Source organism: Streptomyces sp. AC558_RSS880 (assembly GCF_019049255.1).
Taxonomy (GTDB): Bacteria; Actinomycetota; Actinomycetes; order Streptomycetales; family Streptomycetaceae; genus Streptomyces.
The window spans coordinates 89818-104635 of record NZ_JAGMUJ010000072.1 but is presented as its reverse complement, the minus strand read 5'-3'; the positions used below and the strand labels follow the sequence as shown (position 1 = coordinate 104635).

The window sequence follows — 14818 nt, the reverse complement described above, 5'->3', positions numbered from 1 at the left end:
TAGCGGTGGGGGCGGCCGGGACGGCCGAATGCGTTCGACCGTCCCGGGTCCGGTTACACGGCCGCTGTCAGGGACGAGGTTCCATGTTCGTCCTCGTGCGCGCAGACTTCTCCGGCTTCTCCGGTTTCCCAGCCGGGGAAGGGATCGGTCGTGGGCGCCGGCTCTCCCACGGTCATGAGGCAGCCGGCCAGGGCGGCACGAAGACGGTCCGCCCGCAGGCCGACACCGATGAAGACCAGCTCCTGAGCGTGCGGCACGTCGGCACCGCGGGTCCCGGAGGGTTCGAAACGAGCGACGGAACCGGCCTGGGACCACAGACCGGTCACGCCGTCGCGGCCGGCCAGGGTGAAGAAGCCCTTGGAGCGCAGGACCCGGCCGTACGTGCCGCTGTCCATGTCCCGGGTGACGAAGTCCCAGAGCCGTTCCGGGTGGAAGGGCGCCGCCGAGCGGAAGACGAGGGAGGAGATGCCGTATTCCTCGGTCTCCGGGACGTGGTCGCCGTTGAGTTCCTGGACCCAGCCCGGTGCCTGCTGGGCGCGTTCCAGGTCGAAGCGTCCGGTCGCCAGGATGTCGCGGGCGTCGACGCGGCCGTGCACCGAGGTGACCAGCCGGGCCTGCGGGTTCAGCCGTGCCAGCACTGCGCGCAGCCGGTCGGCGTCGGCGTCGCCGACCAGGTCCAGCTTGTTGAGCACGAGCACGTCGGCGAACTCCACCTGGTCGATGAGCAGGTCGCTCACGGTGCGTTCGTCGTCCTCGTAGGGGGCCAGGCCCCGTTCGGCGAGGTCGTCCCCGGTGTCCAGTTCGGTGAGGAAGTTGGCGGCGTCGACGACGGTGACCATGGTGTCCAGCCGGGCCACGTCGTCCAGGGTGGCTCCGTCGTCGCGGGCGAAGGCGAAGGTGGCGGCGACCGGCATCGGTTCGGAGATGCCGCTGGACTCGATGAGCAGGTAGTCGAAGCGGCCGTCCCGGGCGAGCCGGTCGACCTCCTCCAGCAGGTCGTCCCGCAGTGTGCAGCAGATGCAGCCGTTGGTCATCTCCACCAGCCGCTCCTCGGTCCGGGAGAGCGCCGCCTCGCCCCCGCGTACGAGGGCGGCGTCGATGTTGACCTCGCTCATGTCGTTGACGATCACCGCCACGCGCAGGCCCTCGCGGTTGGTGAGGACGTGGTTGAGAAGTGTGGTCTTGCCGGCGCCGAGGAAGCCCGACAGCACGGTGACGGGCAGGCGCTTCGAGGACATCGGCGTCAGTCCTCCGGGCGCAGCAGGCCGCGCCGGTAGGCGGGCACGAGGTGCTGCGGGACCCGGTAGGTCACACCGTCCACCGTGACCGGCACCAGGTTCGGCGTGCTCGCCTTCCACTGGGCCCGGCGGTGACGGGTGTTGCTGCGCGACATCTTGCGCTTGGGAACGGCCATGAGTGGTTCCTCTCGGTCAGGACAGGGAGTCGGGTCGGAGATCGTCAACCACGACACCGCGCGGGGAGACACCGACAGCATACGACAACGGTTTTCATATCCGATAGCTGTCGCTGGACGGCATGTCGCGGCAGGAGGTGGGCAAGTGGCCGCGCGCCGGCGGTGGCAAGCGCCTGAAGCCGGGGTGTCAGGCCGCGGTGCCGTCACGTCTGCGCACGTCGGCCGCGCGTATGCCTCGGTTCCGCTGAGGGCGCCGTGCCGCTCCCGGGCATTCGGGATGGGGGCGCTTCCTGGGCCCTGCCCGAACGCCTTGTGCGCCGTGTCGCCGTCGCCGGCCCCTTGGAACCGGGCTGGGGTGCGGGAGGACCGCCGTCGGTGCCGCCTCAGCCGAATCGCCAGATCCGGGCGAGCGACGAGGGGGTGAGGAGCTGCTCGGGGTGCCCCTGACCCACCAGGCGGCCCTCGCGCAGCAGGAGACAGGCGTCGGCGGAGCGGGCGGCGTCCAGGTCGTGCGTGGCGTGGACGACGGTGACGCCGTCGTCGACCAGATCCGTCAGCAGCGTCGCTATGCGTTCCCTGGCCTCGGGGTCGAGCCCCGTGGTCGGCTCGTCCAGCAGGAGCAGGTCCGACTCCTGGGCGAGTCCCTGGGCGATCAGAGCGCGCTGTCTCTGCCCGCCGGACAGTTCGCCGAGTTGCCGTGCGGCCAGGTCGGCGATGCCGAGGCGGTCCAGGGCCGAGTCCACCGCGGCCCGGTCCTGACGGGTGAGCCGGCGCCACGGACCGCGTTCGCCCCAGCGTCCCATCTCCACGGTCTGCCGGACCGTCAACGGCAGTGCGTCGCCGACGGCACCGCGCTGGGGGACGAACGCCGGTGGCCGACCGCCGAAGTGATGGAGCGTGCCGGCTGTGGGATGGATCACGCCGGCCAGTACGCCGAGCAGGGTGGACTTCCCGCTGCCGTTGGGGCCGACGAGCGCGGTGGTGGCCAACGCCCTGATGTCCGCGTCGAGTTCGTGGAGAACGGGATGGCCGGCGTAGCCCGCGGACAGCTGGGCGATCCGGATGCGGAACGTCGCGTCCTCGGCGGCGGAGGGCGGAGCGTCCTGTTTCTTGAACATGATTTTCATTGTAGTGTGCTCCGCATGGAGTGGTTGACAGGCCCTTTCGAGGTGACCTTCGTGCAACGGGCGCTGTGGGGCGGCGTCCTGGTGTCGGCGATCTGCGCCCTGGCGGGAACCTGGGTGGTGCTCAGGGGAATGGCCTTCCTCGGCGACGCCATGTCCCACGGGCTGCTGCCCGGAGTCGCGCTGTCCGCGCTTCTGGGAGGGAACCTGCTGGTGGGGGCGTTGCTCAGCGCGGCTGTCATGACGGCCGGTGTCACCGCCCTCGGCCGCAGGCCGCGGCTGTCGGAGGACACCGGGATCGGCCTGCTCTTCGTGGGAATGCTGTCGCTCGGCGTCATCATCGTGTCGCGGTCGCAGTCCTTCGCGGTGGACCTGACCGGTTTCCTCTTCGGTGACGTCCTCGCCGTCCGTGAACAGGACCTGGTGCTGCTGGGCGGGGCGTTGCTGCTGGCGCTGACCGTGTCGGTCCTCGGCCACCGGGCCTTCCTGGCCCTGGCGTTCGACCCGCGCAAGGCCCGGACGCTCGGCCTGCGGCCCCGTCTGGCCCACGCCGTGCTGCTGGGACTGCTGGCGCTGGCCATCGTCGCCTCGTTCCACATCGTGGGGACGCTGCTGGTCCTGGGCCTGCTCATCGCTCCGCCGGCGGCCGCGCTGCCATGGGCACGGAGCGTGCGGGGCGTGATGGTGCTCGCAGCGCTCATCGGTGTGACCGCCACGTTCGGCGGCCTGCTGCTGTCCTGGCACCTGAGCACCGCCGCCGGCGCGACCGTCTCGGCTCTCGCGGTGGGCCTGTTCTTCCTGTCCCACCTGGCATCCGGCATCCGCCACCGTCGCCGCGCCCGTTCGGCCGGCACCCGTCCGGCGACAACCGACTGAGAAAGACCTGAGGCGATGTCCTTGTTCGTCCGAAGAAACGTCACTGCATGGGGGCCGATCGCGCTCGTGTCCCTCGCGCTGCTCGCCACGAGCTGTGCGGGGCAGGACGGCAACGCGTCCGCCCCGAAGGGGAGTCCGTCCGCCTCCGCCACTCCGCACGGTTACGTCGAGGGAGCGCAGGAGGCGGCCGAGCAGCAGTCCCGGCTGCTGCTCAACGATCCGGGCACCGGCGACACCCGGGTACTGGACCTGATCACCGGGAAGGTGCACCAGGTGTCCCGGAGCACCGGTGCCTCGGGGCTCACCACGGACGGCCGGTTCGGTTACCTCCACACCGCGAGTGGCACCCGTGTCCTCGACGGCGGTGCCTGGACGGTGGACCACGGCGACCACGTGCACTACTACCGCGCCGCGATACGCGACGCCGGCCGCATACCCGCAGGCACCGGCGCGCGGGTCCGCAGCGACGCCGCCGTGACCGCAGTGACCGGCCGGGACGGCCGGGCCGCCCTCTACCGGCGGACCGAACTGGAGAAGGGCGAGGTGGGCAACCCCCGCCCACTGCCCGGAACCCACGCGAGCGCCGTCGTGCCGTACGCGGAACACCTCCTCGCCCTCACGGCCGACGCGGACGGAGCCACAAAGGTCGTGGTGCGCGACCGGAAGGGCAAGCGGGTCGCCGCGCCGGAGGCGGAGTGCGAGGACCCGCGCGGCGACGCCGTCACCCGGCGCGGAGTCGTGTTCGGCTGCGCGGACGGCGCCCTGCTGATCAGCGAGGACGACGGCGGCTTCACGGCTGAGGAGATACCGTACGGCGCCGACGTCCCCGCGGGGGAACGCGCATCGTCCTTCCACCACCGGGCAGGGAGCGACACGCTCACGGCGCGGGCAGGGAACCGTGCGGTGTGGGTGCTGGACGTCACCGAACGCACCTGGACACGGGTGAGGACCGGACCCGTCCTCGCCGTCAACACCGCCGGCGAGGGCTCCCCGCTGCTCGTCCTCCAGGACGACGGAGCCCTGCACGGCTACGACATCGCCACGGGCAAGCAGGTGTCCAGGACCGAGCGGCTCCTGACCGACATCGATGAGGCCCGCACCGGCGGCACCGCGGGCCCCGCCATCGAGGTCGACCGCAGCCGGGCCTACCTCAACGACCCCGCGGGCAGCCGCGTGTACGAGATCGACTACAACGACAACCTGCGCGTCGCCCGCACCTTCGACCTCGACATGGAGCCGGCCCTGATGGTGGAGACCGGACGATGACGACACCGAAGCGACCCCTTCCCCGGCTGCGCCGCCTGCTGCCGGCCCTGCTCGCCCTCGTCCTCGCGGCCGCGGCCACCGCCTGCGCGAGCACCGACGACCGGCCCAGGGTCGTGGTGACGACCAACATCCTCGGCGACATCACCCGGGAGACAGTCGGCGACGAGGCCGAGGTCACGGTGCTGATGAAACCGAACGCCGACCCGCACTCCTTCGGCCTGTCGGCCGTGCAGGCCGCCGAACTGGAGCGCGCCGACCTGGTGGTCTTCAACGGACTGGGCCTGGAGGAGAACGTACTGCGGCACGTGGACGCCGCCCGCGAATCCGGCGTGGCCACCTTCGAGGCCGGCAAGGCGGTGGACCCCCTCACCTTCCAGGTGCACGACGAGGGCGGTCCCAAGGAGGAGGCGGGGCAGCCCGACCCGCACTTCTGGACCGACCCCGACCGCGTCCGCAAGGCCGCCGGCCTGATCGCCGACCAGGTGATCGAGCACGTGGACGGCGTGGACGAGAAGACGATCCGCGCCAACGCCGACCGCTACGACGAGCAACTCGCCGGTCTCACCACCTGGATGGAGAAGTCCTTCGACCACATCCCCGAGGAGAAGCGGGCGCTGGTGACCAACCACCACGTCTTCGGCTACCTCGCCGACCGCTTCGGCTTCCGGGTGATCGGCGCGGTCATCCCCAGCGGCACCACGCTGGCCTCCCCCAGCTCCTCCGATCTGCGCTCGCTCACCGAAGCCATGCGCGAGGCCGGGGTCCGGACGGTGTTCGCCGACTCCTCCCAGCCCAAGCGGCTGGCCGAGGTCCTGCGCACCGAACTCGGCGACCAGGTACGGGTCGTCGAGCTCTACTCCGAGTCGCTGACCGACAAGGGCGAGGGCGCCGGCACCTACCTGCAGATGATGCGCGCCAACACCACCGCCATGACCGACGGCCTGACCGGCGACTGAATTCCCGCCTCCACGGCCACCGCGCCGGCGCCGGCGCGGCCGGCCGTCACCCCCCGACACACCGACACCGCCTCCGCGCGGCCCGAAAGGAACACACAGTGAACAAGTCGATGCGCAACAGAGCCTTCACCGCGACCGCCCTCGCCCTCGCCGTCTCCACGGTCCTGACCGCCTGCGGGGGAGGGGACAGCACCTCCTCCGACACGAAGGCGGCGAAGGACTCCCCGAGCGCCAAGCCCGCCGCGGTCAAGGACCCCCTCGTCGCCACCTTCGACGGCGGCCTGTACGTCCTGGACGGCGAGAGCCTGAAGCCGGCCAAGACGATCGAGCTGCCCGGCTTCAACCGCGTCAACCCCGCAGGCGACGACGACCACGTCATCGTCTCCACCGACGCCGGCTTCCGCGTCCTGAACGCCGCCGAGCAGACCTTCACCGGCATCACCTACGAGGGCGCCAAGCCCGGCCACGTCGTCCGGCACGCCGGCAAGACGGTCCTGTTCACCGACGGCACCGGCGAGGTCAACGTCTTCGACCCCGCCGACCTCGCCGGCGGCAAGAAGCCCGAGGGCCGCACCTACAGCTCCGCCGAGGCGCACCACGGCGTCGCCATCGAACTGAGCAACGGCGAACTGCTCAGCACCCTCGGCACCGAGGAGAAGCGCACCGGTGCCCTCGTCCTCGACAAGAACGACAAGGAGATCGCGCGCAACGAGAACTGCCCCGGCGTCCACGGTGAGGCCGCCGCCAAGGACGAAGCCGTCGCCGTCGGCTGCGAGGACGGCATCCTCATCTACAAGGACGGCAAGTTCACCAAGGTCGACGCCCCCGACGACTACGGCCGCATCGGCAACCAGGCCGGCAGCGACACCTCCCCGATCCTCCTGGGCGACTACAAGACCGACCCCGACGCCGAACTCGAGCGGCCCACCCGCATCTCCCTCATCGACACCGAAACCGCGAAGCTGCGCCTGGTCGACCTCGGCACCAGCTACTCCTTCCGCTCGCTCGGCCGCGGACCGCACGGCGAGGCACTCGTCCTCGGCACCAACGGCACCCTCCACGTCATCGACCCGGAAACGGGCAAGGTCGACAAGAAGATCCCCGTCGTCGACAAGTGGCAGGAGCCGCTGGACTGGCAGCAGCCCCGGCCCACCCTCTTCGTCCGCGACCACACCGCGTACGTCTCCGAACCGGGCAAGCGCAAGCTGCACGCCGTCGACATCGAATCAGGCGAGAAGCTCGCGTCGGTGACGCTGCCGAAGAGCACGAACGAACTCTCCGGAGTCACCGCCGGTCACTGACATCCGGCCCGGCAAGGCCGCCGCGCACCCGGTCCGCCGGCACGTCCCGGCGCGGCCGGGCGCCGCGGCCCGCTCCGGCACTCCTGGACGGGCATGTACGCCGGGCCCACCGGCACACCGTCGGACGAATCGGCCATCGGCCGGCTTCACTGCCACGGCAGTGGCCGGCCGTGACCCCGAGGCGTGTCGTTGTGCAGCGAGGAGACGCCCTCCACCTGCGACGAGCAGGCAGGGAGCCGACCTCGAGGAGAACCGGATGCCGCGCACCATGATGGGGCCCGACACCTGACGCTTGGTCACTTGTACAGGTCAGGGCAGGTAGGGGAAGTCCTCGGTCTTGGCGGTCCGCAGCGGGCGGTGACGGTACGTCAAGCCGCTTGGGTGAGTCGGGTGTGGGCCGACTGGAGGTCTCCTGCCGGAAGGATCGACCTTGCGGGAGCGAAGGCACGTGCGTGGGCGCTCCGGCGTGCCCGGAGGCGGGACGGTTTCCCGGCGGGTTGCCGTCAGGCGGCCGCGACGGACTCGGCCGCGACGGATTCGGCCGCTACGGACGCATCGGGCAGGGCCGCGGGATACCGCTCGGCGTCGAGCGCGGCGGTGCGGCCCGCGGGGCCCGAGCCGATGATGACGACGTGGCGGATGTCCGAGGTGGCGCTTATCCCCGCGGCTCCGGAGCGATCTCCTCGATCAGGCCCTCGACCAGTACCTTGATCTCGTCGCGGATCGGACGGACGGCCTCGACGCCCTGGCCGGCCGGGTCCTCCAACTGCCAGTCCAGGTACCGCTTGCCGGGGAAGACCGGGCAGGTGTCGCCGCAGCCCATGGTGATGCAGACGTCCGACTCCCTGACCGCGTCCACGGTCAGCATCTTGGGCACCTCGGCGGCGATGTCGATGCCGACCTCGCGCATGGCCTCGACGGCGGCGGGGTTGACGCCGTCCCCCGGATCGGACCCTGCGGAACGGACCTCGACGCGGTCTCCGGCCAGGTGGGTCAGCCACGCGGCGGCCATCTGGGAACGGCCGGCGTTGTGCACACAGACGAACAGCACGGAGGGCTTGTCGGACATCAGGAGGTCTCACTTGTCTCACGAAGACATCAGGCGCGAGTGACTTCAGCACCCGATGGTGTCAGTCACCACTGATATGAGAGTATCAGCGCATGATGACGTCAGTCGACACTGACCTGATCCGGGTTCTGGCGGACCCCCTCAGGCTGCGGATCGTGACCCTGCTCGCCCAAGAGACCCTGTGCACCACCCACCTCGTGGAGGAGACCGGGGCCCGGCAGACCAACCTCTCCAACCACCTGAGAGTGCTGCGCGAAGCCGGCGTGGTCGAGACGGAGCCGTGCGGTCGCTACACGTATTACAAGCTCTGCCCGGACGTCATCGCATCCCTCGCCGGTCAGTTCGCCGACCTGGCCGAGTCCGCCCGTAACGCCGCCGACAACAAGAGGGCCTGCCCGTGACCCGCACCGAAGCCCCCGCGGTCCCTCAGGAGTCGTCGGTCGTCGCGAAGCTGTCCACGCTCGACCGGTTCCTCGCCGTGTGGATCCTCCTCGCCATGGCCGTCGGGCTCGGCCTGGGACGAGCCGTTCCCGGCCTGAACGACGCCCTCGCCAAGGTCGAGATCGGCGGCATCTCCCTCCCGATCGCCATCGGCCTGCTGGTCATGATGTACCCGGTCCTGGCCAAGGTCCGCTACGACAAGCTCGACGCGGTCACGGGCGACCGCAGGCTCATGGCCTCGTCACTGGTGATCAACTGGATCGTCGGCCCGGCGGTGATGTTCGCCCTGGCGTGGATCTTCCTGCCGGACCTGCCCGAGTACCGCACCGGTCTGATCATCGTCGGCCTGGCCCGCTGCATCGCGATGGTGATCATCTGGAACGACCTCGCGTGCGGCGACCGCGAAGCGGCGGCCGTACTCGTCGCGTTGAACTCGGTCTTCCAGGTCCTGGCGTTCGGCCTGCTCGGCTGGTTCTACCTCGACCTGCTGCCCGGCTGGCTGGGCCTGGGCGACGGCGAGAACCTGGACATCTCCATGGGGAAGATCGCCCTGAACGTCGTCATCTTCCTCGGCGTCCCGCTGTTGGCGGGCTTCCTCACCCGCCGTCTCGGTGAGAAGAAGCTCGGTCGTGAGACGTACGAGTCCGACTTCCTGCCGAAGATCGGCCCGTGGGCGCTGTACGGCCTGCTGTTCACGATCGTCATCCTCTTCGCCCTGCAGGGGAAGACCATCACCTCCCAGCCCCTCGACGTCGCGCGCATCGCGCTGCCGCTGCTGGTGTACTTCGCCGTGATGTGGGTCGGCACCTTCCTCCTGGGCAAGGCGATCGGCCTCGCCTACGACCGCACGGCCACCCTCGCCTTCACGGCCGCCGGCAACAACTTCGAGCTGGCCATCGCGGTCGCCATCGCCACCTTCGGCGTGACCTCGGGCCAGGCTCTCTCCGGCGTCGTGGGGCCGCTCATCGAGGTCCCCGTCCTGATCGGCCTGGTCTACGTGTCCTTGGCCTGGCGCAACAGGTTCGCCCCATCCGCCATGACCACCGGGGGAAGGGGCCGCTGATGCGCCGCCCCGGCTGCCGCACCAGGGGAACGACCAGCACGGCCGCCGGTCTCCGCCGTGGCCGCAAGGTCGCCGTCCGCCACGAGCACCCGCGCGTCGCGCACCGCCACACGCCTGGGCGTCCCCTTCCCGGACACCCCGGCGAAGCCGCAGCCCGCACCGCACGGTGCGGCACTCACGCGGCAGGGCGGACGGCATGACGGAGCGCACCGACGTGGTGGTGATCGGCGGCGGCCAGGCGGGGCTCGCCGCCGGCTACCACCTGCGCCGCCAGGGCCTGGACTTCGTCGTCCTCGACGCCCAGGCCGTCCCTGGCGGGGCCTGGCAGCACACCTGGAACTCGCTGCGCCTGTTCTCCCCGGCAGCCTTCTCCTCCCTCCCCGGCCGCCTTATGCCGACGCAGCCGGGGGAGGAGTACCCGGACGCCGGGCATGTGGTGGCGTACCTGAGCGACTACGAGAAGCGGTACGACCTGCCCGTGCTGCGGCCGGTCCGGGTGCTCGGCGTGCACGACGACGGACGGCTCCTGAGGGTGGAGACCGACTCCGGCACGTGGCACGCCCGCGCGGTGATCAGTGCGACCGGTACCTGGTGGCGCCCCTTCCTCCCCGCCGTCCCGGGCCGCGGGGACTTCGAAGGGCGGCAACTGCACACCGTCTCCTACCGGAAACCGCAGGACTTCACGGGCGGCCGCGTGATCGTCGTCGGAGGCTGCAACTCGGGCGCGCAGATCGCCGCCGACCTCGCCCACGACACCGAGCTGACCTGGGTGACCCGGCGTCCGCCCCGCTTCCTCGCCGACGACATCGACGGGCGGGCCTTGTTCGACGCGGCCACCGCCCGCCGCCGCGCCCTCGACGAAGGCCGCACCGACACCGGAGGCGTCGCCTCACTGGGGGACATCGTCGCGGTACCGCCGGTGCGCGAGGCCAGGGACGCCGGGCGGCTCAAGGCGTCGCCCATGTTCGTACGCCTCCACCGCGACGGTGTCGTCTGGGCCGATGGTACGAGGGCGTTCGCCGACGTGGTGATCTGGTGCACCGGCTTCCGGCCGGCCCTCTCGCACCTGTCGCCCCTCGGCCTGCGCGGCCCACGCGGCCGCATCCCCACCCGGGGCACCCGCTCCGTGCAGGAACCTCGGCTGCACCTCCTCGGCTACGGCGACTGGACGGGCCCCGCCTCCGCCACGCTCATCGGCGTCGGACGACCGGCCCGCGACGCTGCCCGTGAGATCGCCGGGCTCCTCGCCGCCGGAGGATGATCCGGGCGGGACGTCGGCCCAGTGCGCCGATCACCGGGCAGGCCAGCGACACGGACGGTCTCGATGTACGGCGGTCAGTCGCATGAAGTCCGGGGCGCCGGGTCCAGGATGGGCCGAATCCGCTGCAGTCCCTCGTGGTTCGCGGCCGACGCGGATGCCGGCCAGGGCGGAGACGAGCAGAGCGGCGGAGAACGCGGCCGTGGTCATGGCCGCGCTCCAGCCGGTGGCGTCGGTGATCTGCGGATTGAGGACGGGGAACGCGTAGGAGACGATGCCCCAGCTGGTGATCTGGGTCAGACACAGGGCCGGCAGAGCCCTCCGCGGCCGCGTCGGTTTGTCGAGCGTCGCGGTCGCGGAGTGGGCCATGGAAAGGTTGCTCATGTGCCGTCAGCAGCAGCCAGCAGCGTCGGACCGCTGTTCGGGCCGGTTGGCGACTGCGGGACTGCAACAGGTGCTGCCGGGCTGCTTGGCGAGGGTATCGGCGTCGGCCTTGACGACGTACACCTCCCACGGTTCCTGGCCGGGGCCGCGCACCCAGACTTTGTCCTGCAGGGCGTAGCAGCAGGCGGTGTCCTTCTCCTCCGTGGTGGCCAGCCCCGCCTGGGCCAGCCGAGCGGTGGCTGCCTGGACGTCCTCGGTGGAGGCCACCTCGACACCGAGGTGGTCCAGGTGTGTGTCCTCGCCGTCCGTTCCTTCAATGAGGACAAGCTTGAGCGGAGGCTCGGTGATCGCGAAGTTGGCATAGCCGTCACGGAGCTTGGCCGGTGCGGTGTCGAACAGCTTGCCGTAGAAGGCGATCGCGGCTTGCAGGTCAGGTACTCGCAGGGCGAGTTGTATCCGGGACATGGGGATTCCTCCTGCCAGTTGGATGGTGCACGCGGACAGCGCCCGGGACGGCCTCGGTTCGGGGGCCGTTCAGGCGTTGCAGCCGCCGCCGGATGTGGTGGCCGAGCCGGGGGAGACGGTGATGAGCTGGACCGGCTGCGGGGCGGGAGTGGTGCAGCAGCCCGTGCCGGCCTCGGGGACGTCGGCGGTGTCGAACAGTCCGGAGCCGCCGCACACACCGGTCTCCGGCAGGACCAGGTCCACGCGGTCGGCCGCTTCGGTGTCGCCCGCCAGGGCGGCCGTAATGGAGCGGACCTGCTCGTAGCCGGTCATCGCGAGGAACGTGGGAGCACGTCCGTAGCTCTTCATGCCGACCAGGTAGACACCGGGGTCCGGGTGGGACAGTTCCCGGTGGCCGTGCGGGTAGACGGTGCCGCAGGAGTGCTGGTTGGGGTCGATCAGCGGAGCGAGTTCCACCGGTGCCTGCAGGCGCTCGTCCAGGCGCAGACGTACCTCGGAGAGGAAGGACAGGTCGGGGCGGAATCCGGTCAGGACGATGAGCTCGTCCACGTCCCGCAGACGCCGGCCGTCCTCGGCCACCAGTGCCAGCCGGCCGTCCGTGTCGCGTTCGACGGCTTCGGTCCGGAAGCCGGTGACCGCCTCGGCGTGGCCGTCGTCGACGGCGGCCTTGGCCGCGAGGCCGAGAGCACCGCGCGCGGGCAGCTGGTCCGCGTCTCCGCCGCCGAAGGTGGATCCGGAGATGCCGCGGCGCAGCACCCACACCGTCTTCGTCGCCGTGCCGTCATGGGACCGCGCCAACTCGGCCAGTGCGGCGAGAGCGGTGAACGCGGAGGCGCCCGAGCCGATGACGGCGGTGCGCTTGCCCGCGTAACGGTCACGAACGGCCGGGTCCGTGAGGTCGGGGACGCGGTAGGTGATGCGGTCGGCCGCCGCCCGCTCGCCGAGGGCCGGCAGACCGCTGCCCCCGGCCGGAGCGGGCCGGGCCCAGGTGCCCGAGGCGTCGATCACGCCGGCGGCGAGGATCCGTTCCTCGCGACCGTCGGCGTGCTGGACGTGCACGACGAAGGGCTGGGTGTCGCGGTCGGCGTCCACGATGCGGTCACGGCCGGCCTTCGAGACGCCGGTGACCCGGGCGCCGTAACGGACCCGGTCACCGAGAACGGCGGCGAGCGGCCGCAGGTAGTGCTCGATCCAGTCGCCGCCGCTCGGGTAGGTGCCGGTGTCGGGCTTGCTCCAGCCCGTCGGGGCGAGGAGCTTCTCGGCGGCCGGGTCGACGATTTCGCCCCAGGTGGAGAACAGGCGTACGTGCGCCCAGTCGTGCACGGCGGTGCCGGCGGTGTGGCCCGCTTCGAGAACGAGGGGGTTCAGGCCGCGCTCGGAGAGGTGGGCCGCGGCGGCCAGGCCGATGGGGCCGGCGCCGATGACGACCACGGGCGGAACAGAGGCGGTGGACATGGTGGCGACGACTCCTCGGCTTCGATGTTTGTCGATACTGACCAGCATGCACCCGAGATCGATGTCCGTCAACATAGAAGTTCATCGAATCTGTGCCCGTTCGGGCGTGCGGGGGTTCCGATCGCTGTTTGGCAAATGATTAGACGCCTGTCAACATAGAGGTATGTCTAATCTGGCTACGGGCTCCGCCGATCTGCACGCCACCGCGTCATGGTGTTGCCAGCCGCTGGGCAAGGAAGAACTGTCCGCTGCGGACTCGGAGAAGATCGCCATGATCTTCAAGGCGCTGTCCGATCCCGTCCGGCTGCGGCTGTTCTCGAAGATCGCGGCTCAGCCGGCCGGAGAGGCCTGTGTCTGTGAGATCCAGGACGTCGGCGTTTCCCAGCCCACGGTCAGCCACCACCTGCGCAAGCTGCGGGAGGCCGGGCTTCTCGAGTCCGAGCGCCGTGCCAGCTGGGTGTACTACCGGGTTGCGCCCGGGGTGTTGTCGGCCATGGCGGGCCTGCTGTCGCAGAGCACCTGAACGGCCGACGGCGGCCGTCCGCAGGCGGATGCTCCGGCTGATCGAAGGCAGGCGTGACGGCCACCTTCCCGAACGGCGGTGATCGGCCCACGGTGACGGCCGTGGATGCCGTCACGACAGACAGGAGCGGAGCCGCCACGGCGAACGCCCCGGCATGCACCCAGCCTCAGATCCACTTCGAAGGGCGTGGGCGGCTGCCGGCGTCGGGTGCGACGGGCGGCCGCATCAGGGTCTTGGTGGTCATCGGCTGCTTCCCGATTTCCTTGAGGGTCGAGCAGCCGTGCTTGGTCATCGGCTTCCGGCCCTTGGAGGGCGGGATGTGGTCGGTGAACCTCTTGGCGGATCCCTCCGGTTTGCCGTCGGTGATCAAGTACAGAGGGCCGGCCGCCCGACGGCCCGCCCACGGCGTGCTCGGCGTCCCCCGACCCTCCTCCTTCGGCTCGGCCGGCCATGCGGCGCTTCGAGCCCGCCCGCGTCCACGGCCGTCGCGTCCCCTGGCGCACCGATGTTCGTGGACGGCTGCGAGCGAGCGGGCCAGGGAGGGATGACGATGTCGAGGGTGCCGGTGCCCGGGACGACGACGGTCTGTTCGCCGAGCGCGTCGAAGACGGCCCGCGGTTTCGGTTCGCTGTTCGGCGGCTGTTCAGGGCCTCCACACGCTGGGGGCCGAACACGCCGTGCCAGGGGGAGGGGCGCCGAGAACCTTGTCGATGGAGCGGGGCGGCCTCGCGCGTGTCCGTGGCCGGGCTCCGGCGGGAGAGACCGGGGTGTTCGGTCCCGGCGTAGGATCGGGTACCGATATCGGTTTCGTCACTGTCGGAGGTGGGTCAGGGTGCGGGAGTTCCAGCGGGGCGCGGTGCGGCTGCACATCCTGCACCACGCGGCCGAGGAGGAGATCCACGGTGCGTGGATGACCGAGGAACTGGCCTCCCACGGCTACCAGATCAGCCCCGGCACCCTGTACCCGACGCTGCACCGGCTGGAGGCGGACGGACTGCTGGTCTCCGAGCAGCGGGTGGTCGACGGCCGCACCCGGCGCGTCTACAAGGCGACCGAGGCCGGGAAGCAGGCTCTGGCGGACGACCGGCGGGCACTCAGGGAGCTGGCCCGTGAGGTTCTGGGCGACGAGGCGCCGTAGCGCACCGGCCCGGTCCACGGCGTGCGGGGGTCGGGAGCCGCGCGGGGTCACCAGGCCGGATACGTGGGCGAGGACCACGAGCGGC

The 14818-nt window shown here is 70.9% G+C and carries 17 protein-coding genes; 9 read left to right on the top strand and 8 right to left on the bottom strand.

What is annotated here, in order from left to right:
- Positions 1-53: 53 nt before the first annotated feature.
- The 3 genes from KUM38_RS23075 to aztA form a co-directional block, all read right to left on the bottom strand.
- On the bottom strand, positions 54-1238 hold the full coding sequence (locus KUM38_RS23075; protein WP_217131326.1) for a GTP-binding protein: 1185 nt from the start codon (positions 1236-1238) through the stop codon (positions 54-56).
- Between the two features lie 5 nt (positions 1239-1243).
- On the bottom strand, positions 1244-1414 hold the full coding sequence (gene rpmF, locus KUM38_RS23070; protein WP_217131325.1) for a 50S ribosomal protein L32: 171 nt from the start codon (positions 1412-1414) through the stop codon (positions 1244-1246).
- Positions 1415-1797: 383 nt separating this feature from the next.
- Positions 1798-2541 (bottom strand): zinc ABC transporter ATP-binding protein AztA, encoded by a 744-nt coding sequence (gene aztA / locus KUM38_RS23065; protein WP_217131324.1) that lies wholly within the window; start codon positions 2539-2541, stop codon positions 1798-1800.
- A 15-nt stretch (positions 2542-2556) separates the two neighbouring features.
- Between aztA and aztB the strand changes: the two genes are divergently transcribed.
- The 4 genes from aztB (at position 2557) to aztD (ending at position 6937) form a co-directional block, all read left to right on the top strand.
- On the top strand, positions 2557-3414 hold the full coding sequence (gene aztB, locus KUM38_RS23060; RefSeq protein ID WP_217131323.1) for a zinc ABC transporter permease AztB: 858 nt from the start codon (positions 2557-2559) through the stop codon (positions 3412-3414).
- Between the two features lie 15 nt (positions 3415-3429).
- Positions 3430-4680, top strand: coding sequence for a hypothetical protein (locus KUM38_RS23055; protein ID WP_217131322.1), 1251 nt, complete (start codon positions 3430-3432; stop codon positions 4678-4680).
- Positions 4677-5636, top strand: coding sequence for a zinc ABC transporter substrate-binding protein AztC (aztC, locus tag KUM38_RS23050; RefSeq protein ID WP_217131321.1), 960 nt, complete (start codon positions 4677-4679; stop codon positions 5634-5636). The genes KUM38_RS23055 and aztC overlap by 4 nt, the downstream gene beginning before the upstream one ends.
- A 98-nt stretch (positions 5637-5734) precedes the next feature.
- The gene (aztD, locus tag KUM38_RS23045) at positions 5735-6937 is read left to right on the top strand and encodes a zinc metallochaperone AztD (protein WP_217131320.1); all 1203 of its coding nucleotides are present in this window, start codon (positions 5735-5737) and stop codon (positions 6935-6937) included.
- 655 nt (positions 6938-7592) lie between these two features.
- Here the strand turns inward: aztD and KUM38_RS23040 are convergent.
- A complete protein-coding gene (locus KUM38_RS23040; RefSeq protein ID WP_217131319.1) occupies positions 7593-8006 on the bottom strand; it encodes an arsenate reductase ArsC in 414 nt (137 codons plus the stop codon).
- A 92-nt stretch (positions 8007-8098) separates the two neighbouring features.
- Here KUM38_RS23040 and KUM38_RS23035 point away from each other — a divergent pair, with 92 nt between their 5' ends.
- The 3 genes from KUM38_RS23035 (at position 8099) to KUM38_RS23025 (ending at position 10771) form a co-directional block, all read left to right on the top strand.
- Positions 8099-8407 carry a helix-turn-helix transcriptional regulator gene (locus KUM38_RS23035; protein ID WP_217131318.1) on the top strand — a complete coding sequence of 103 codons (309 nt, stop codon included), beginning with the start codon at positions 8099-8101 and terminating at the stop codon, positions 8405-8407.
- On the top strand, positions 8404-9510 hold the full coding sequence (gene arsB, locus KUM38_RS23030; RefSeq protein WP_217131317.1) for an ACR3 family arsenite efflux transporter: 1107 nt from the start codon (positions 8404-8406) through the stop codon (positions 9508-9510). The genes KUM38_RS23035 and arsB overlap by 4 nt, the downstream gene beginning before the upstream one ends.
- Before the next feature lie 196 nt (positions 9511-9706).
- Positions 9707-10771 carry an ArsO family NAD(P)H-dependent flavin-containing monooxygenase gene (locus KUM38_RS23025; protein WP_217131316.1) on the top strand — a complete coding sequence of 355 codons (1065 nt, stop codon included), beginning with the start codon at positions 9707-9709 and terminating at the stop codon, positions 10769-10771.
- 30 nt (positions 10772-10801) lie between these two features.
- On the opposite strand, the gene KUM38_RS23020 is transcribed toward KUM38_RS23025, so the two are convergent.
- The 3 genes from KUM38_RS23020 to KUM38_RS23010 form a co-directional block, all read right to left on the bottom strand.
- Complete coding sequence (locus KUM38_RS23020) at positions 10802-11152, bottom strand: hypothetical protein (protein ID WP_374227070.1); 351 nt, start codon at positions 11150-11152, stop codon at positions 10802-10804.
- A gap of 6 nt (positions 11153-11158) precedes the next feature.
- The gene (locus KUM38_RS23015; protein ID WP_217131315.1) at positions 11159-11617 is read right to left on the bottom strand and encodes an ArsI/CadI family heavy metal resistance metalloenzyme; all 459 of its coding nucleotides are present in this window, start codon (positions 11615-11617) and stop codon (positions 11159-11161) included.
- Positions 11618-11686: 69 nt separating this feature from the next.
- Complete coding sequence (locus KUM38_RS23010) at positions 11687-13072, bottom strand: FAD-dependent oxidoreductase (protein WP_217131314.1); 1386 nt, start codon at positions 13070-13072, stop codon at positions 11687-11689.
- 163 nt (positions 13073-13235) lie between these two features.
- On the opposite strand from KUM38_RS23010, the gene KUM38_RS23005 reads away from it, so the two are divergent.
- A complete protein-coding gene (locus KUM38_RS23005) occupies positions 13236-13595 on the top strand; it encodes a helix-turn-helix transcriptional regulator (RefSeq protein ID WP_217131313.1) in 360 nt (119 codons plus the stop codon).
- Positions 13596-13761: 166 nt separating this feature from the next.
- Here the strand turns inward: KUM38_RS23005 and KUM38_RS23000 are convergent, their stop codons facing one another.
- Positions 13762-13965, bottom strand: coding sequence for a hypothetical protein (locus KUM38_RS23000; RefSeq protein WP_217131425.1), 204 nt, complete (start codon positions 13963-13965; stop codon positions 13762-13764).
- 462 nt (positions 13966-14427) lie between these two features.
- On the opposite strand from KUM38_RS23000, the gene KUM38_RS22995 reads away from it, so the two are divergent.
- Positions 14428-14733 carry a PadR family transcriptional regulator gene (locus tag KUM38_RS22995; protein WP_217131312.1) on the top strand — a complete coding sequence of 102 codons (306 nt, stop codon included), beginning with the start codon at positions 14428-14430 and terminating at the stop codon, positions 14731-14733.
- The last annotated feature ends 85 nt before the right edge of the window (positions 14734-14818 follow it).